General features: G+C 67.5%; 16 protein-coding genes and 1 tRNA gene. 9 read left to right on the forward strand and 8 right to left on the reverse strand.

Going from position 1 to position 18,138, the window contains the following annotated elements; all coding sequences use genetic code 11:
* Positions 1-38: 38 nt before the first annotated feature.
* Positions 39-398 (reverse strand): hypothetical protein, encoded by a 360-nt coding sequence (locus ACOYR3_RS17420; RefSeq protein WP_422843578.1) that lies wholly within the window; start codon positions 396-398, stop codon positions 39-41.
* Between the two features lie 365 nt (positions 399-763).
* Between ACOYR3_RS17420 and ACOYR3_RS17425 the strand changes: the two genes are divergently transcribed.
* A complete protein-coding gene (locus ACOYR3_RS17425; RefSeq protein ID WP_422843579.1) occupies positions 764-1,360 on the forward strand; it encodes a hypothetical protein in 597 nt (198 codons plus the stop codon).
* A gap of 49 nt (positions 1,361-1,409) precedes the next feature.
* Here the strand turns inward: ACOYR3_RS17425 and ACOYR3_RS17430 are convergent, their stop codons facing one another.
* Complete coding sequence (locus tag ACOYR3_RS17430; RefSeq protein ID WP_422843580.1) at positions 1,410-3,863, reverse strand: UvrD-helicase domain-containing protein; 2,454 nt, start codon at positions 3,861-3,863, stop codon at positions 1,410-1,412.
* 36 nt (positions 3,864-3,899) lie between these two features.
* Here ACOYR3_RS17430 and ACOYR3_RS17435 point away from each other — a divergent pair, with 36 nt between their 5' ends.
* Both ACOYR3_RS17435 and ACOYR3_RS17440 read left to right on the forward strand, forming a co-directional pair.
* Complete coding sequence (locus tag ACOYR3_RS17435) at positions 3,900-4,610, forward strand: hypothetical protein (protein WP_422843581.1); 711 nt, start codon at positions 3,900-3,902, stop codon at positions 4,608-4,610.
* A 213-nt stretch (positions 4,611-4,823) separates the two neighbouring features.
* A complete protein-coding gene (locus tag ACOYR3_RS17440) occupies positions 4,824-5,801 on the forward strand; it encodes a GMP reductase (RefSeq protein WP_422843582.1) in 978 nt (325 codons plus the stop codon).
* A 61-nt stretch (positions 5,802-5,862) separates the two neighbouring features.
* Here the strand turns inward: ACOYR3_RS17440 and ACOYR3_RS17445 are convergent, their stop codons facing one another.
* Positions 5,863-6,744: an alpha/beta hydrolase gene (locus ACOYR3_RS17445; protein WP_422843583.1), complete on the reverse strand. Its 882-nt coding sequence runs from the start codon at positions 6,742-6,744 to the stop codon at positions 5,863-5,865.
* 143 nt (positions 6,745-6,887) lie between these two features.
* Between ACOYR3_RS17445 and ACOYR3_RS17450 the strand changes: the two genes are divergently transcribed.
* The 3 genes from ACOYR3_RS17450 to ACOYR3_RS17460 all read left to right on the forward strand — a co-directional run bounded on the left by ACOYR3_RS17450 (position 6,888) and on the right by ACOYR3_RS17460 (position 9,332).
* Entirely contained in the window at positions 6,888-7,772 is an 885-nt protein-coding gene (locus tag ACOYR3_RS17450) for an NAD(P)-dependent oxidoreductase (protein ID WP_422843584.1), read from the forward strand.
* An 81-nt stretch (positions 7,773-7,853) separates the two neighbouring features.
* Positions 7,854-7,929 (forward strand) — tRNA-Lys (locus ACOYR3_RS17455).
* Between the two features lie 170 nt (positions 7,930-8,099).
* Positions 8,100-9,332: a multidrug effflux MFS transporter gene (locus tag ACOYR3_RS17460; RefSeq protein ID WP_422843585.1), complete on the forward strand. Its 1,233-nt coding sequence runs from the start codon at positions 8,100-8,102 to the stop codon at positions 9,330-9,332.
* A 40-nt stretch (positions 9,333-9,372) separates the two neighbouring features.
* Here the strand turns inward: ACOYR3_RS17460 and ACOYR3_RS17465 are convergent, their stop codons facing one another.
* The 3 genes from ACOYR3_RS17465 to orn all read right to left on the reverse strand — a co-directional run bounded on the left by ACOYR3_RS17465 (position 9,373) and on the right by orn (position 13,629).
* Complete coding sequence (locus tag ACOYR3_RS17465; RefSeq protein WP_422843586.1) at positions 9,373-10,839, reverse strand: sensor domain-containing diguanylate cyclase; 1,467 nt, start codon at positions 10,837-10,839, stop codon at positions 9,373-9,375.
* Positions 10,840-10,964: 125 nt separating this feature from the next.
* The gene (locus tag ACOYR3_RS17470; RefSeq protein WP_422843587.1) at positions 10,965-12,758 is read right to left on the reverse strand and encodes a DEAD/DEAH box helicase; all 1,794 of its coding nucleotides are present in this window, start codon (positions 12,756-12,758) and stop codon (positions 10,965-10,967) included.
* A gap of 292 nt (positions 12,759-13,050) precedes the next feature.
* Positions 13,051-13,629 (reverse strand): oligoribonuclease, encoded by a 579-nt coding sequence (gene orn / locus ACOYR3_RS17475; RefSeq protein WP_422843588.1) that lies wholly within the window; start codon positions 13,627-13,629, stop codon positions 13,051-13,053.
* A 37-nt stretch (positions 13,630-13,666) separates the two neighbouring features.
* Here orn and ACOYR3_RS17480 point away from each other — a divergent pair, with 37 nt between their 5' ends.
* The 3 genes from ACOYR3_RS17480 to rsgA are packed head-to-tail and all read left to right on the forward strand — an operon-like array spanning position 13,667 to position 16,286.
* Positions 13,667-14,977 (forward strand): M48 family metallopeptidase, encoded by a 1,311-nt coding sequence (locus ACOYR3_RS17480; RefSeq protein WP_422843589.1) that lies wholly within the window; start codon positions 13,667-13,669, stop codon positions 14,975-14,977.
* Complete coding sequence (locus tag ACOYR3_RS17485) at positions 14,974-15,309, forward strand: 4a-hydroxytetrahydrobiopterin dehydratase (protein ID WP_422843590.1); 336 nt, start codon at positions 14,974-14,976, stop codon at positions 15,307-15,309. Before ACOYR3_RS17480 ends, ACOYR3_RS17485 begins: the two co-directional genes overlap by 4 nt.
* 32 nt (positions 15,310-15,341) lie before the next feature.
* Positions 15,342-16,286 carry a ribosome small subunit-dependent GTPase A gene (rsgA, locus tag ACOYR3_RS17490; RefSeq protein ID WP_422843591.1) on the forward strand — a complete coding sequence of 315 codons (945 nt, stop codon included), beginning with the start codon at positions 15,342-15,344 and terminating at the stop codon, positions 16,284-16,286.
* A gap of 80 nt (positions 16,287-16,366) precedes the next feature.
* On the opposite strand, the gene ACOYR3_RS17495 is transcribed toward rsgA, so the two are convergent.
* On the reverse strand, positions 16,367-17,353 hold the full coding sequence (locus ACOYR3_RS17495) for a CobD/CbiB family protein (RefSeq protein ID WP_422843592.1): 987 nt from the start codon (positions 17,351-17,353) through the stop codon (positions 16,367-16,369).
* Positions 17,354-17,431: 78 nt separating this feature from the next.
* A complete protein-coding gene (locus ACOYR3_RS17500; protein WP_422846614.1) occupies positions 17,432-18,136 on the reverse strand; it encodes a CoA pyrophosphatase in 705 nt (234 codons plus the stop codon).
* Between the last annotated feature and the right edge of the window lie 2 nt (positions 18,137-18,138).

Below are 18,138 nucleotides of genomic sequence, written 5' to 3' on the forward strand. Positions count from 1 at the left end.
TGGCCGGCACCCGCCGGCCCCCACCGCGCGGCGCGGTGTCAGTTGATGTTGACGCTGTTGACGTTGGCGGTGCCGCCAATGGCCTTGATGTCGGTGGCTTCGTTGCCGCTGACGGTGATTTCCGAGTTGCGGATCTTGGAACCCGTGATGTTGATGCTGTTGACGTTGGCCACCCCTTCCATGGACACCTCGGCCACCTTGATGCCGGCCTTGCCGCCGCCCGCGATGACATTGGTGGCCTTGTTGCCGGTCACGGAGATCTTGCTGTTGGTGACTTCCGAGCCCGCGGAGCCCTTGCCAGACAGCAGGCCGGGGATGGTGACGTTGCCGCTCTGGGCAAATGCAGCGCCGCAGGACAGGGCCAGGGCAGCGGCGGCGGTAATGGCAAAGGTACGCATTTCAATAATCCTTCCAAGGGTTGAAATTAATCGACGGGCAGCCTTGTGCGGCCTGCGGGCGAATTCTTGGAGGGGGCCTGCAACGCGACCGTTAACAAATGTAGACTGCGCAAATGGGCCTGCTGGCCTGACTTATCCACAGCCGCCGCCCGGCACCATCCCTTGGGCAAAGCCGGCGTTGGGCGCCTTGTAGGACAAGCAACGACTCTGCGGCAGGAAACATTCCCACACGCGCAGCCGGCCGGCCGCCCGCCGGAAGACGGCCGAAATCAACACAAGTTTTCACACTTCAAATCCCTCTGATACCTGGAGGAACATTCAGACATTGATAATTCCGCTGTATTTTCCCCAGCGTTGTCATCAATATGAAATTTATTATCTTGCGTGGCTTTTTGTATTTGGCGGCCGGCGCGGGCCTGGCGGCCTGCAATCCCCAGGCGGCGCCGTCCTTCCCCTCGGATGCGCAGATCTCGGCGGCGCTGGAGGCGCAGTTCGCCGCAGACCCGCACAGTGCGGCGGCCCGCGAACTGGTGCGCACGCTGGGCGGAGACAAGGGCCGGCTGCGCTACCAGGTCCACCAGGTCATCTACCGTCAGGGGGCCTACGAGGCGCGCTACGACGCGGTGCTGGTGATGGGGCAACCGGGCACACAGAGCCTGCAAGGCCTGTTCGCCGGCATGATCCCCGAGGCGGAGCGGGCCAAGCTGCCACAGGCCAGCCTGGAGGCGTACGAAGGCTGGCTGCGCCAGCACGCCCAGTCGCTGGAGAAAACTTCACCTCCGCAGGCCCAGGCACTGGTCCAGACCCTGGATCTGCTGGGCAAGTGCTACCGCGACCGGCAGCCCGGGGCCGAGGTCACGGTGATGCAGGGCCTGGGCGCACTGATCTCGCCCGAGCGCAACGGGCTCTTCGCCGAAAAGCTGGCGTTGCCGGACACCACGGTGCAGTGCCTGCCGGCCTAAGAGCGTGTTTACTATCTCGCAGCGCTTCTGCGCAATGCCTCGCGCCGCGTCAGTCCACCACCGTCAGCTTGGCCACCGACAGCGCCAGCCACTTGGTGCCGTGGCGCGGAAAATTCACCTGGGCACGGGCATCGTCGCCCGTGCCCTCGATGGCCAGCACCTTGCCTTCGCCGAACTTGGTGTGGAACACCGCTATCCCGGCGCGCAAGCCGTGCGATGGCGCAGCCTTTTGTACAGGCACGGGCGGGCTGGCAAAGGTTTCGGTTTTGAAGCCAAATTGGCCTCTAGCGCTCGCCCCATAAGCGCTGGCAGCTCCTGATTGAGGAGCAAATGAGCCAAACCCCTGCTGCTTGGGCGTGATCCACTTGAGCGCGCCCTCGGGCAGCTCGTCAAAGAAGCGGCTCTTGATGTTGTAGCGCGTCTGGCCGTGGAGCATGCGCGTTTGCGAATGGCTCAGGTACAGGCGCTTGCGGGCACGGGTGATGGCGACGTACATCAGGCGGCGCTCTTCCTCCAGCCCGTCGCGGTCGCTGGAGGAATTGTCGTGCGGGAACAGGCCCTCTTCCATGCCGCCGATGAACACGGCGTCGAACTCCAGCCCCTTGCTGGCGTGCACGGTCATGAGCTGCACGGCGTCCTGCCCGGCCTGGGCCTGGTTGTCGCCGGCCTCCAGCGCCGCGTGGGTGAGGAAGGCCACCAGCGGCGAGAGGGTTTCGCCCGTGTCGGCGTCGATGATGCCCGCCGCGCCCGCGGGCTTGAGCGGCTCGTCCAGCAGCGGCGCATTCGGGTCCAGCCCCTGGCTGACGGCGCTCTGGCCCAGCGGTTGGCCGTGCTCGTCCAGCGGCAGGGCCACGGCGTCGCGGCCAAAGCCTTCCTGCGTGACGAAGCTTTCGGCAGCGTTGACCAGTTCTTCCAGGTTCTCGATGCGGTCCGCGCCTTCCTTCTCGGTGCGGAAGTGCTCCACCAGGCCGCTGGATTCGAGCATCTGCTCGATGATGCCGCGCAGCGTCAGGCCCTCGGTCTGCTCGCGCAGCACGTCGATCATGGCCACGAAGGCCTTGAAGTTGGTACCGGCCTTGCCCGGAACGGCGCTCACGGCGTCGTGCAGCGAGCAGCCTGCGGCGCGGGCGGCGTCCTGCAGCACTTCAATGCTGCGCGCCCCGATGCCGCGCGGCGGGAAGTTGACCACGCGCAAAAAGCTCGTGTCGTCGTTCGGGTTCTCCAGCAGGCGCAGGTAGGCCAGCGCGTGCTTGATTTCGGCGCGCTCGAAAAACCGCAGGCCGCCGTACACCCGGTAGGGCACGCTGGCATTGAACAGTGCCGATTCAATCACCCGGCTTTGCGCGTTGCTGCGGTAGAGCACCGCGATCTCCTTGCGCTCAAAGCCGTCGCTCCTCACCAGCTGCTTGATCTCGTCCACCATCCACTGCGCCTCGGCCAGGTCGGTGGTGGCCTCGTACACGCGCACGGGCTCGCCTGCACCCTGCGTGGTGCGCAGGTTCTTGCCCAGGCGGCGGCTGTTGTGGCTGATGAGGTGGTTGGCGGAGTCGAGGATGTTGCTGTAACTGCGGTAGTTCTGCTCCAGCTTGATCTGGTGCTGCACGTCGAACTCGCGCACGAAGTCGGCCATGTTGCCCACGCGCGCGCCGCGAAAGGCGTAGATGCTCTGGTCGTCGTCGCCCACCGCCATCACGCAGCCGTGCGTCTGCAGGTGGCCCGCTACCTCGTCGCCGGCCATCTGCTTGAGCCACAGGTACTGCAGGCGGTTGGTGTCCTGAAACTCGTCCACCAGGATGTGCCGGAAGCGCCGCTGGTAGTGCTCGCGGATGGGATCGTTGTCGCGCAGCAGCTCGTAGCTGCGCAGCATCAGCTCGCCAAAATCAACCACGCCCTCGCGCTGGCATTGCTCTTCGTAGAGCTGGTAGATCTCGATCTTCTTGCGGCTGTCGGCGTCGTGCCCGGGCACGTCGCCGGGGCGCATACCCTCTTCCTTGCAGCCGGCAATGAAGTACGCCAGCTGCTTGGGCGGAAAGCGCTCCTCGTCCACATTGAACTGCTTGCACAGCCGCTTGATGGCCGAGAGCTGGTCTTGCGTGTCCAGGATCTGGAACGCCTGCGGCAGCCCCGCGGCCTTGTGGTGCGCGCGCAAGAGGCGGTTGCACAGGCCGTGGAAGGTGCCGATCCACATGCCGCGCACGTTCACCGGCAGCATGGCCGTCAGGCGCGCCACCATCTCCTTGGCGGCCTTGTTGGTAAAGGTCACGGCCAGGATGCCGCCGGGCGTGGCATAGCCGTTTTGCAGCAGCCAGGCAATGCGCGTGGTGAGCACCCGGGTCTTGCCCGAGCCCGCGCCGGCCAGGATCAGCGCATGGCCGGACGGCAGCGTGACCGCCGCGAGCTGTTCAGGGTTGAGGTTGGCCAGCAGGGGCGATGCGGCCGCCGATGCTGCGGCTGGGGGCACCGGGGTCTCCGGCGCACCCGCAAACGGGTCTTGTGGGAACATGCGCCATTGTAGAAAGCCCACCACCCCCTGGCCCGCATGAAACCCTTTGCCCTGGTCTTGGCCGCCGCCGCGGCATGGCACGCACCGCAGCTGGCGGCGCAGTCCGTCTGCAGCAGCGATGGGACGGCCGCGCCCACCGCCTTGTTCGAGCGCTTCCTGAGCGCGGACTGCGAGGCCTGCTGGTCCGATGCCGCCACGGCGGCGCCCCCGGCAGGTTCCTCCGCGCTGGTGCTGGACTGGATCGTCCCCACCTCGGCGGGCGAGGACGCCGCCCTGTCCGCCGCCGCCACCCGCGACGCTCTGGCGCGCCTGGAATCGCTGGGCCGCAGCGCCCCCGCCGCGACCGACGTTCACATTGCGGCGGTGCAGGCCGCCGCAGCGCCCGCGCGGATCCGGGTGGCACAAGGCATGGCGTTCAACGACTACCTGGGCACGGGCATCACGTGGCGCGCAGCGGCGGGCGGAGCACGCCGGCCGGCTGGCGCAGTGGACTTCGTCCTGTTGCTGGTGGAGGCCGTGCCCGCCGGCACCGACGGCACGCCCGTGGCGAGGAATTTGGTCAGAAACATGCTCCAGGGCACATGGAACAAGCGCGAGCAGCTATCAAAAAAGGAGCAATCAACCTGGATGGAGCAACGCCCCATGCGCATCCCGGACGGTGCGAGGCCCGAACGGCTGCGGGTCGTGGGCTGGGTGCAGGACGCCCAGGGGCGCGTGCTGGGCGCCGCGCAATCCGCCTGCCGCTGATACCGCCCATACCAGTGCGGTTATAGGCCCCGCCACCGGGGCGGGTAGAATCAATCACCGGGCCCAAGTTTCTTGACGCCCGGTTTTTTGTGCCCGCGCAACTGCGGGATCGGAGCTGGCCGCTGCGCCAGTGCCCACAAAGCCGGACCCAAGCCAAGCGCCCACGCCAGCGAAATCCTTCGGTGGCGACCTTTTCAAGGAGCTTGGAATCTCATGGAAATCTTCGACTACGACAACATTCTTCTGCTGCCGCGCAAGTGCCGCGTGGAGAGCCGATCGGAATGCGACGCCAGCGTGGAGCTGGGCGGGCGCGCCTTTCGCATCCCCGTCGTGCCCGCCAACATGAAGACTGTGGTGGACGAAAAAATCTGCGTTTGGATGGCGCAAAACGGCTACTTCTACGTGATGCACCGGTTTGACCTGGACAACGTGCAGTTCGTGCGCGACATGCACGCCAAGGGCTGCTACGCGTCCATCTCGCTGGGCGTGAAGCAGCCCGACTACGCCACGGTGGACCGCCTCAAGGCCGAGGGCCTGGTGCCCGAGTACATCACCATCGACATCGCCCACGGCCATGCCGACAGCGTGAAGAACATGATCGCCTACCTCAAGCAGCACCTGCCCGCATCGTTCGTGATTGCCGGCAACGTGGCCACGCCCGAGGCCGTGATCGACCTGGAGAACTGGGGCGCCGACGCCACCAAGGTGGGCGTGGGCCCGGGCAAGGTGTGCATCACCAAGCTCAAGACCGGCTTCGGCACGGGCGGCTGGCAGCTGTCGGCGCTCAAGTGGTGCGCCCGGGTGGCCACCAAGCCCATCATCGCCGACGGCGGCATCCGCAGCCACGGCGACATTGCCAAGAGCATCCGTTTCGGCGCCACCATGGTGATGATCGGCTCGCTGTTCGCAGGCCACGAGGAATCGCCCGGCAAGACCGTGGAAGTGGACGGCGAACTGTTCAAGGAGTACTACGGCTCGGCCAGCGACTTCAACAAGGGCGAGTACAAGCACGTCGAAGGCAAGCGCATCCTGGAGCCCATCAAGGGCAAGCTGGCCGACACGCTGACCGAGATGGAGCAGGACGTGCAAAGCTCCATCAGCTACGCCGGCGGCACCAAGCTCATGGACGTGCGCAAGGTGAACTACGTGATCCTGGGCGGCGACAACGCGGGCGAGCACCTGCTGATGTAAGCGCGCCGCTCCGGCGCGCGGCACCGCATCGCGCCGCAAGCCCGCCGCCCCGGCCCCCGCGCTACATGCGCAGCAGGTTCTGCGCCATGTGGTGCAGGTCCTGTCCGGGCTGGGCCAGCGCGTCCAGGATGCTGAAGTGGTGCAGCCCCGGCAGCACCTGGCAGCGCGGCACGAAGTGCGCCCCCCAGGCCTGCTGCACCAGCCCGTTCTGGCGGTGGAATTCGTCGCTTTCATCGCCCCCCACCGCGCAATACAGCAGGCCGCGCTCCGGCGCCAGCAGGCGCGCGGGGCTGCACTGGAGCACCTGCTGCTCGGTCAGGTGCAAAGCCTCCTGCAGGAACGGGGTGTGCCTGAGCGGCTCCAGGTCGTGCACGCCAGAAATCGACAGCGCGTTGCGCACCAGCCCGTCCGGCCAGCCGGCACCGAGCAGGGGCCAGACGCTGGTCAGCAGCATCGCGGCCAGGTGCCCGCCGGCCGAGTGCCCCGCCACGGTGATGCGGCGCGGATCGCCGCCATGCTGGGCAATGTGCTGCCAGACCCAGCCCAGCGCCCGCTCCATCTGGCGCAGGATGTGCGGCACGGTGACCGGCGCCTCGGGCGTGCCGGGGCACAGCGCATAGTTGACCACCACCACGCAAAAGCCGGCCTGGGTGAAGGCCGGCGCGATGAAGGAATGGTCTGCCTTGTCCAGCGACCGCCAGTAGCCGCCGTGGATGAACACCAGCACCGGCACCCCGGTGGGGGCCGTGCGCCCGGCCGGGAAGATGTCCAGCGTTTCCCCCGTACCGCCGCCGTAGGCCTCATCCAGCACGCAAGGCTGGCTGGCACGCACGGCGGCCGATTCGCGGGCCCAGCGCTGCAGGTATTCCATGTGGTCCGGCACCAGCGCGCGGTTGTTGTACATGCGCTCCAGCCAGGCGGGGTCGTGCAGCGGCAGGCTCATGGGTACAGTCTCCTTCCTTCCCGTATCTGCGGCATCATCAGTCCAATCCCGCCGGGCTGCAAGCTCCCTGACAGGGTGGTGCACCAAAAATGCCCATGATGGCACGGCACGAGCAACCAGACCTTCACGCCAGGACGAACGCCATGACCTCTCTTCCCCTTCGCATTGCAGTCCTGGGCACCGGAATGATGGGCGCCCCCATCGCCCGCCGCCTCCGCGGCGCCGGCCACGAGGTGCATGCCTGGAACCGCACCCGCGCCAAGGCCGCGCCGCTGGAGGCCGCGGGCATCACCGTCCACGACACCCCGACCGCCGCGGTGCGGGGTGCGGACGTGGTCGTCAGCCTGCTCGAAAACGGCCCCGTGGTCGGACAGGTGCTGCTGGACGCAGGCACCGCGCAGGCCATGCGCAAGGGCGCGCTGTTCATCGACATGGCATCCATCCAGCCCCGCGAGGCACGCGACCACGCCGCGCGGCTGGACGAGATGGGGCTGGCCCACCTGGACGCCCCGGTGTCCGGCGGGACCGTGGGCGCAGAAAACGGAACCCTGGCCATTCTGGTGGGCGGACGGCCCGAGGACTTTGCGCGGGCACAGCCGGTGTTTGCCGCCTGCGGGCGCGCCACCCATGTGGGCCCGCACGGCGCCGGCCAACTCACCAAGCTGGCCAACCAGATGATCGTGGGCATCACCATCGGCGCGGTGGCCGAGGCCCTGCTCTTTGCCGCCAAGGGCGGCGCCGACATGGCCAAGGTGCGCGAGGCCATCCAGGGCGGCTTTGCCGACAGCCGCATCCTGCAATTGCACGGCCAGCGCATGGTCGAACGCGACTTCGCACCGCGTGGCCGCATGGCCGTGCAGCTCAAGGACATGCGCAACGCCCTGGCCACCGCCGGCGAGATCGGCTTTGACGCGCCCATTACCGCCCTCTTCGAGAGGCTCTATGCCGAGGGGGTGGACCACGGCCTGGGCGAGCTCGACCACAGCGGCCTGTTCGTGGAACTGGCCAGCCGCAACGCGATGCAATAATTTTTTTGGCACTGCTTGCATCCCCCACAAAAATTAGTGCATAATTCGAGGCTCTGCAGCGATGTAGAAAAAAAAAAGTTTGGGTTCTTAGCTCAGTTGGTAGAGCAGCGGACTCTTAATCCGTAGGTCGAGTGTTCGAGTCACTCAGGACCCACCAAACACAAGCCGCAAGGCGCAGAAAGCCGGTGTTACTCACGTAGCGCCGGCTTTTTTGTTTTGGGCCAGCCCTGCAGCGTGCCGGTGCATCCGCGCCGCGTCCGGCACGCGAGGCGGCTCTGCGGTAGCCTCGGCGCACCGCAACGTCCACCTTCTTCTCGCACCACGCCCATGAATCCCAATGCTCACACGCTCTGGCGCGCACCCCAATGGGCGCTGGCCGTCCTGCTGGCGCTGCTGGGCATGCTGGGGCCCTTTTCCATCGACACCTACATTCCCGCCTTCACGGGCATCGCCCAGGCCCTGGGTGCCACGCCGGTGGAAATGCAGCAAACCCTGTCGGCCTATCTGTTCGGTTTCGCCTTCATGAACCTTTTTCACGGCGCGCTGGCAGACAGCTTTGGGCGGCGCCCGGTGGTGCTGTGCGGCATCGCCATGTTCACGCTGGCGTCGGCCGGGTGCGCGCTGGCGCAGAACATCGGCCAGCTCATCGCCTTCCGGGCGCTGCAGGGCCTGTCCACCGGCGCCGGCATCGTGGTGTCCCGCGCGGTCATCCGCGACATGTTCCCGCCGGCCCGCGCCCAGCAGGTGATGAGCCAGGTGACGATCTACTTCGGCGTGGCGCCGGCCATCGCGCCCATCATCGGCGGATGGCTGTTCGTGCACGCCGGCTGGCACAGCATCTTCTGGTTTCTCACCGCCATTGGCGTGGTGCTGTGGGTGGCGAACTTCCGGTTGCTGCCCGAGACGCTGCATGCGGAGCTGCGCCAGCCGTTCAACGTGCCCCACCTGCTGCGGGGCTACTGGCAGCTGGGCTCCAGCCCGCGCTTCCTGCTGCTGGCCCTGGCCAGCGGCGTGCCGTTCAATGGCATGTTCCTGTATGTGCTGGCGGCGCCGGCCTTCCTGGGCGAGCACCTGGCCCTCGCGCCCACCCAGTTCTTCTGGTTCTTCCTGCTGACCATTGCCGGCATCATGGGCGGGGCCTGGCTCAGCGGCAGGCTGGCGGGGAACATCGCGCCCAAGCGCCAGATCCGGCACGGCTTTGTCATCATGGCCTCGGTCGCGGTCGTGAACCTGGGGGCCAACCTGCTCTTTGAGGCCCGCCCCGCGTGGGCGCTCCTGCCCATCGCCCTGTTTGCGTTCGGCTGGGCCTTGATGGTGCCGGTGGTGACGCTGCTGGTACTGGACCTGCACCCCGAACGGCGCGGCATGGCGTCATCGCTGCAGGCCTTCGTGGGCTCCACGGCCAACGGGCTGGTCGCGGGCGTGATTGCCCCGCTGGTCATGCACTCCACCGTCCTGCTGGCCCTGGCCTCGCTGGCCATGATGAGCGTCGGGCTGGTGGCCTGGATCTACCTGCACCACCGCTGGCCGGACGTGGGCCGCCACGCAGCACGGGCCTAGGCCGGGCGGACGGGAACCGAGCAAGGAAAAGAAACCCGGCTCAGCCGGCCTGCCGGCGGTCGATGCCCTTGTCCTGGTAGTAGCGGATCTTCTCGGCGTACATCGCCTGGTCCGCGCGGTGGATCGCCGCCTCCACCGCGTCGCCGGAACGGCAGCAGGCCACGCCCATCGCCAGGCTGATCGGCTGGCCGGGGTAGAACTGGTTGTTCAAGTCCAGCATGGACAAGATGCGCTCCTGCAACGCCGCGGCCCCGCGCTCGTCCACCCCGGGCAGCAGCACGGAAAACTCATCCCCGCCGATGCGGGCCGCGCAGGCGGGCGCGTCCACGGCCTTGGCCAGCACCTCGCCCACCCGGCGCAACAGGGCATCGCCGGCGGCGTGGCCCTGTTCATCGTTCAGGGCCTTGAGCCCGTTGAGGTCGATCGCGATCACGGACAGCGGCCACGGCCCCTTGCGCGTGATGCGGTTGAGTTCCTCGGCGTAGAAGGCGCGGTTGCGCAGCTGCGTCAGCACGTCGTGCTTGCCCAGGTACTCCAGGTAAGCCTCCGCCTTCTTGCGGGCCGTGATGTCCACCAGCGACAGCAGCACCAGCCCCCAGTCGGCCAGGTGGTCGGCCAGCACGGAGAACTGCATGTGGATGTACACCGCATCGCCCGAGAGCGCGTAGTTCACGACCTCCCGCTGCTGGAAGGTCTTGCCTTCCCACAGGTCCAGCAGCTGGTCGGCGAACGACTCGTGCATCTCGCCGCGGAACACGCGCCCGATGTTGTTGAGCAGCATGTCCTTGCTGGCGGCACCAAACATCCGCAGGGTCTGCTGGTTCACGTCGATGACGCGGATCTCCTGCATGCACCGTGTGACGAACTCGGGATGGACGGTGAGGAAGGTCTTGAAATCGTCGATGCCCTGCGCGCGCACGCCATCCAGCAGGTTCTTGACGGCGCTGAAGTCCTCCACCCACAGCGAGACGGGCGAGTGCTCGAACAGGTCGCGCGCGTACTGCTCGCTGCGCCGCAGCTGCTGCGCGCCCCGCACCTCGGCCGTCACGTCTTCCAGCGACAGCAGCACCCGGCTCCAGTCGGCCTCGGCCCCCGGCAGCACGCGGGCACGGATCTGCACGTCCAGCCGGCGTCCGTCCAGGGCGTAGTTGACGCTGCGGTTGGCAAACTCCAGCCGCCCGGCCCACAGGGCTTCCAGCTCGTGGTGGACGGCATGGTGCATGTCGTCGCGGAACACCTTGTCCAGGTTGGCCTCCAGCGTCTGCTGGTCCGGCGCGGCAAACAGTTCCAGCGTGCGGCGGTTGACCCGCAGCACCTTGAGGGCCGCGCTGCACTGGCGCAGCCGCGCCGGGTCCTGGGCGAGATGGGCGCGCAGATCGGTCACGCCAGCAGCGCGCCAGCTGTCAAAGAGCTGTTTCAGCGCGCTGTAGTCCTCCAGCCAGAGGGACACCGGCGCCAATTCGAACATGTGCTCAAAGTCTGCACCCGACGACAACGAAGACGACACTCGAGATACCTCCGGGGGACATTATTGTCGAGCCCGCCCCGTGCGCCGGGTGCCAACGGGCATAAAAAAAGGCCGGCGCCTTGCGGCACCAGCCTTCCCGTCACTGCCCCGGCAGGGCAGCCGCATCAACGCGCGGGCCGCGCAGGCCGCTTGCGCGCATCGTGGGGCGCAAAGGGCTTGCCGCCGCCCGCGGGCTTGGCAAAGCCGGGCTTGCGCGGGGCGAAGTCACCGCGCGGCGCACCCGCGGCGTCGCCCCGGGGTGCGAAGCCGGCGCGGCCGGCGTCACCAAAGCCCGACTTGCGGCCATAGCCTTCGCTGTCACGGCGCGGGCCGAAACCGCGGTCGTCACCACGGGTGCCGAAGCCGCCGCCAAAGCCGCCACGGTCGTTGCCACCACGTGCAGGGCCGCCGAACCGGCGGTCACGGCTGTCGCGGTCGTAGCCACCGCCAGAGCGGCCACGGCCACCAAAATCGCCGCCCCGCGGGGCTTGCGGCGCCCGCTGCGTGGGCTCCATGCCCGGCACCACTTCGGCCTTGAACTGCTGCCGGCTGTACGACTCAATGTCGTAGATCTTGCGGCGGTCACGGAACTCGGCAAACGTGATGGCCAGGCCATCGCGGCCCGCCCGGCCGGTACGGCCGATGCGGTGGGTGTAGTCCTCGGCCTTCATGGGCAGGCCGAAGTTGAACACGTGGGTGATGGTGGGCACGTCGATGCCACGCGCCGCCACATCGGTGGCCACCAGGATCTGCACCTGGCCGTTGCGCAGCGCCATCAATCGGCGGTTGCGCAAGCCCTGGCTCAGGGCGCCGTGCAGGGCCACGGCCGAGAAGCCGTCCTGCTGCAGGTCGTTGGCCAGGCCGTCGCACTCCACCTGCGTGCTGGCAAACACGATGGCCTGGTTGATCGTCGTGTCGCGCAGCCAGTGGTCCAGCAGCTTGCGCTTGTGCTGGGCGTTGTCGGCCCAGAACAGCACCTGCTTGATGTTGGCGTGCTTGGCCTGCGGGGTGTCGATGGTCACCTTCTGCACCGAGGCGCCGCCGTCGTGCATCACGCGCAGCGCCAGCTGCTGGATGCGCGGCGCAAAGGTGGCGCTGAACATCATGGTCTGCTTGCGCTGGCTGGTGAGCTGGTTGATCTCGGCCAGATCGTCCGAGAAGCCCAGGTCCAGCATGCGGTCGGCCTCGTCCACCACCAGGAACTGCACCTTGTCGAGCTTGATCTGCATGGAGCGTTGCAGGTCCAGCAGGCGGCCCGGGGTGGCCACGACCAGGTCGGCGTTCTGCAGGCGCGCAATCTGCAGCTGGTACGGCATGCCGCCCACCACGTTGGCCACGCGCAGGCCGCGGCAGTGCTTGACGAGGTCGATGGCGTCGTGCGCGACTTGCTGCGCCAGTTCCCGCGTGGGGCACAGGATCAGGGCGCCAGGCGTGGCAGCCTTGAAGTTGCGGGGGTTGGTGGGGTCCTTGCGCTTGGTGCGCTTGGGCGCGGGTTCGCCCCGGGCGGCCGCTTCGGCCACGGCGCGCTCATAGGCTTCGCGCTCCTCGGCCTGGGCCTGTGCCTGCTGCTGGATCAGCGTGTGCAGCACGGGCAGCAGGAAGGCGGCGGTCTTGCCGCTGCCGGTCTGGCTGGAGACCATGAGGTCGATGAAACCGTGGGCGCCCTGGCCGTTGTCCATGGCCAGCGGAATGGCCTTGCACTGTACGGCGGTGGGCTGGGTGTAGCCCAGGTCGGCCACGGCGCGCACCAGCTCGGAAGCCAGGCCCAGTTCCACGAAGCCGTTGGGCTCGGCGGTCACGCCGGCATCGGCGGCTGCGTCGGAAGACAGGTCCAGCGAGGAAGGTTGTGCGGAAATGTCCGCGGCAAAAGAGGTATCGGCAGGCGCGAATTCGCCCTGCACCAAAGAGGTGTCGGTCATGAATTTTCTCTCACGAAAGCGTCGCGGGCGTGGCCCGCGATAGGCTTCGTCAAATGGTTAAAAAACATCAACCATCAAACGAAACCTGCGCTGGCCTGGGTCGGTAGCGACCGGGCCGGTACGGGATGGGCGTTATTCGCAAGCGCTGGACGGTGGGAGAACCATCCAGGCGGGCAAGCCCGGTGAGTGAAGGGAGATGCACAAACTGCGCGGCGGTTTTCCAGCGCAGCCTGCGATTATGGCACGAACTAGGGTTTCCCCGCAACCCCCCAGTAAAAGGGCGGGGAAGCCGTCAGACGGAAAGCAGGTGCTGGCGGTAGTGGGCCAGCTCGTCAATGGATTCGTGCACGTCCGCCAGGGCGGTGTGCCTTTGCGCCTTCTTGAAGCTGGTGTAGGCCTCGGGCTTCCAGCGCTTGGCCAGTTCCTTGAGGGTGCTGACATCGACGTTGCGGTAGTGGAAGAATTTCTCCAGCTTGGGCATGTAGCGCACCAGGAAGCGCCGGTCCTGGCCGATGCTGTTGCCGCACATGGGCGCCGTGCCCTTGGGCACGTACTGGCTCAGGAAGGCGAGGATCTGCTGCTCCGCCTCGGCCTCGGTCACGGTGGACGCCTTGACCTTGTCGATCAGGCCGCTGCGCCCGTGGGTGCTCTTGTTCCAGGCGTCCATGCGGTCGAGCAGCTCGTCGGGTTGGTGGATGGCAAACACGGGCCCTTCGATGCGGGGCTCCAGGCTCGGCCCGGTCACGACCACCGCGATCTCCAGCAGGCGGTCGGTATCGGGCTCCAGGCCTGTCATTTCACAGTCGAGCCAGACCAGGTTCTGGTCCGATTTGGCAAGCGTTGGAGGGGTGGGGTTGTTGGCTTCTGGCATGGCGCGCATTGTCACCGATGGCCTAAACTCGCCGCTCATGCCCATTTCTGACGCCCCCGCTTCCCTCGCCACCGCGCTGACACTGGCCTTTGCCGCGGCCCTCTGCCTGGGGCTTGCCCTGAAATTCTGGCTGGCCTCGCGGCAGATCCGGCATGTGGCGCGGCACCGCGGCGCGGTGCCCGCGCCGTTCGCCGAACGCATCACCCTGGCGGCGCACCGCAAGGCGGCCGACTACACCATCGCCAAGCTGCGCCTGGGCCTGCTGGACACGGCGCTGGGTGCGGCGGTGCTGCTGGGCTGGACGCTGCTGGGTGGCCTGGACGCGCTGAACCAGGCACTGCTGGGCTGGCTGGGCGGCGGGCTGGTGCAGCAGCTGGCGCTGCTCGCAGCCTTTGCGGCGATCAGCGGACTGATCGACCTGCCGCTGTCGCTGTACCAGACCTTCGTGGTCGAAGAGCGCTTTGGCTTCAACAAGCTGACCTGGCGGCTGTGGCTGGCGGATGCGCTGAAGGGCCTGCTGGTCGGCGCGCTCATCGGCCTGCCCATCGCGGCGCTCATCCTCTGGACCATGGGCGCCGCCGGGCCCCTGTGGTGGCTGTGGGCCTGGGGCCTGTGGATGGGCTTCAACCTGCTGCTGATGGTGGTCTACCCGACCTTCATCGCGCCGCTGTTCAACAAGTTCCAGCCGCTGGAGGACGAGTCCCTCAAGGCCCGCGTGACCGCACTCATGCAGCGTTGCGGGTTTGCCGCCAAGGGGCTGTTCGTGATGGACGGCAGCCGCCGCAGCGCCCATGCCAACGCGTACTTCACCGGCTTTGGCGCAGCCAAGCGCGTGGTGTTCTACGACACGCTGCTGCGCCAGCTTTCCCCGGGCGAGGTGGAGGCGGTGCTGGCCCACGAGCTGGGGCATTTCAAGCACCGCCACATCGTCCAGCGCATGGTGGTTCTCTTTGCACTGAGCCTGGCGGGCTTCGCGCTGCTGGGCTGGCTCTCCAACCAGGTGTGGTTCTACACCGGCCTGGGCGTGCGGCCCAGCCTGTCGATTGACCCGTCCCTGGCCGCGGCGCCCAACGATGCGCTGGCCCTGCTGCTGTTCATGCTGGTGGTGCCGGTGTTCATGTTCTTCGTATCGCCGCTGTTCTCGCAGCAGTCGCGGCGCCACGAGTTCCAGGCCGACGCTTATGCCATGGCCCAGGCCAGCGGCGCGGACTTGTCGTCGGCGCTGCTCAAGCTGTACGAAGACAATGCCTCCACGCTCACTCCCGACCCCGTGTACGTGAAGTTCTACTACTCGCACCCGCCGGCCACCGAACGCCTGGCCCGGATGCAATCCCCTGCCCTGCCATGACCTCCATGCTGAAGAAAAAAGACTGGTCCGCCCTCACGCGGCGCGCACTGACCGCCACCGAGGTGGTTTCCCAGCTGGCCCAGCTCGACGGCTGGAGCCTGACGGGCGACGGCGCCGACGTGGCGATCGAGAAGACCTACCGCTTCGCCAACTACTACGAGACCATCTCGTTCGTGAACGCGGTGGCCTTCATCGCCAATGCGCAGGACCACCACCCCGACCTCTCCGTGCACTACAACCGCTGCGTGGTGCGGCTGAACACGCACGATGTGCACGGCCTGTCCTCCACGGACTTCGAGTGTGCGGCGCAGTTCGACGCGCTGGTGGCATGACGCCATGGCGCCGCTGAGCACGATGGACCGCCATGGCTGAGCGCAGCGGGCTGCAAGAAGGGCTGGTGGTGGCAAGCCACGGCCGCCACTGCGTGGTGGAAACGCCCGATGGCGCCCGCCGCATCTGCCACCCGCGCGGCAAGAAGAACCAGGCGGTGGTGGGCGACCGCGTTCTGTGGCAAGCCCCGCCGGCCGGCCAGGGCGAGGAAGGCACCATCGAGAAGGTGCAGGAGCGGCGCAACCTGTTCTACCGCCAGGACGAGATCCGCACCAAGTCGTTCGCCGCCAACCTGGACCAGGTGCTGATCCTGATCGCGGCCGAACCCGTGTTCTCGGAAAGCCAGCTGGCCCGCGCCCTGATTGCCGCCGAGGCCGCCGGCATCACCCCCTTGATCGGCCTGAACAAGAGCGACCTGGTGGAGCCGTTCGCCCACGCGTGGGAGCGGCTGCTGCCCTACCGCCACATGGGCGCAGGCACGCACTATGGCGTGCTGCCGCTGTCGCTGGCACTGTCCAGCGACGTGGACCGCGCCCTGCTCATGCAGCACCTGCTGGGCAAGACCACCCTGGTGCTGGGTCCCTCGGGCTCAGGCAAGAGCACGCTGATCAACCTGCTGGTGCCGGGAGCGGCCGTGCAGACGGGGGAAATCTCCCAGGCGCTGAACTCGGGCAAGCACACCACCACCAGCACCCACTGGTACTGGGTGGATGCCGCACGCACCACGGCCTTGATCGACTCCCCCGGCTTCCAGGAATTCGGGCTCCACCACATCGCGCCCATGCAGCTGGCGGCCTGCATGCCGGACATCGCGGAACACGCCACGCAGTGCCGCTTCTACAACTGCTCGCACCTGCACGAGCCGGGTTGCGGCGTGCTGGATGCGGTAAAAAATGGCCCTGAGGCAGGTGGAATAAGCGCAAGCCGCTATAAAATTTATAGCGATCTGTTTGAAGAATTGAGCCACACGCGGTATTGATGGCCGGCCCCGCAGCGCTGCGGGGCCGCCCGACAAAGCCCACCGCCGGCAGCGCCCCCCCAAGGGCGAGGGCCCAAGAACTAGCCCAGCAGACGCGCCAGCGTGAGCAAGGCCAGCAGCAGCATCCACACCACCACCGAGCGCCACACCAGCCCCACCACGCTGCGCAGGTGGCCCACCTCGGGCTCGCGGCCGGGGGTGGAGTCGCTGTCGCCCAGGTCGGCATCAATCTCCAGGCCCTGCGGCGCTTGCAGGTCGCTGCGGGCCTTCAGGGCCTCGCCGCCCAGGCGCACGTTGATCGCCCCGGCCGTTGCCGCCAGGATCACGCCGTCGTTGTCGTTGGGAAAACGCTGGGCATGGAACCGCCAGCCCTCGATGGCCTCCTCAAAGCTGCCCACCACCGCAAAGCTCAGCGCCGTGAGCCGGGCGGGAAGCCAGTCGATGACCGTCCAGGCCTGTGCGGACGCGCGCTGCAGGGCCGCGCTGGCGGGCTGGGCGCCGGCGCGCTGCTTGTAGTGCCAGTAGCGGGAGACGAACTCCGCCAGCCGGTACAGGACGGCGCCCGTGGGGCCCAGCCCCAGCGCGGCGAGCACCGAGAACCAGGCCAGCACGCCAAACACGTGGCGGTGCGCGGCCAGGACGGAATACTCGATCACGTGGCGCACGATCTCGCTGCGCGGAAGCGCGCCCACATCCACCTGCTGCCAGTGGGCCAGGCGCTGGCGCGCGGCCTCTTCATCGCCCTCTTCCAGCGCGTCGCGGATGCCCGTGAAGTGGTGGCTGAACTGGCGGAACCCCAGGGTGACGTACAGCACCGCCACGCTCCAGAGCACGGCAAACGGCCACCCCAGCCCCCAGAGCAAAAGCCAGTGGATGGCCAGCGTCACCAGCGACGGCACCAGTACCGCCAGGCTCCAGGCCACCCAGCCATGGTGGGGCTTGCCCGCGTCGAAATTGCGGCTCACCGACAAGGCCCAGGCGCGCAGGCCGGCATGGATGGGGTTGCTGCGAGCCAGCGGGCGGGCCTGCTCGATCAGCAGAGCGAACAGGATGGCGAAGAAACTCATGGGGGCGAATGATACCGGGGCCCATGCGCCTGCGGCCTCTCGGTGTCACGCCCGGCTCATGCTCCGGTCACGTCCGGATCACGCGATCATGAAACGGTAAAAGTTGCGCAGCATGCCCGCGGTCGCGCCCCAGATGAAGCGGGTCTTCTCGCCGTCCTGGTAGGGCATGGAAAACCACTCGCGGTGCACGCCGTCCTGGGCGAACACATGCCGGCGATGGTGGGCCGGGTCGAGCAGGAAGTCGAGCGGCACTTCGAAGAGATCGGCCACCTCGTACGGGTTCGGCTGCAGCACGCAGTCGGGCTGCACCAGTGCCACCACGGGCGTGATGATGAAGGAAGATCCGGTCACGTAGGTCGGCAACGTGCCCAGCACTTCCACGTAGCCCCGGTCCAGCCCGACCTCCTCCTGCGCTTCGCGCAGCGCCGTGTCGGCAGGGCTGGCATCCCCCGGGTCGGCCCGGCCGCCCGGGAACGCCACCTGCCCGGAGTGGGTGGACAGGTGGGCCGTGCGCTCGGTCAGCAGCACCGTGGGCCGCTCGCGCTGCACCACCGGCACCAGCACCGACGCATGCGCAGGCTCGCGGTTCATGAACCGCTTCTCCAGCAGCACTTCGGGCTCCCACTGCGGGGGGCAGGCAAACCGCGCGCGCAGGGCCTGCGCCGTCTGCGCCCCGGCAGGCACGGCGGGCAGGTGCACGTCCACGCCCACCACCGGCACCCGGCGGGGATCGAAGTCGGGCAGGCTCGACACGGGAGCAGCAGGAACGGCGGAGCGGTTCACCA

This window comes from Acidovorax sp. M2(2025) (assembly GCF_049330835.1).
Classification (GTDB): domain Bacteria; phylum Pseudomonadota; class Gammaproteobacteria; order Burkholderiales; family Burkholderiaceae_C; genus Acidovorax.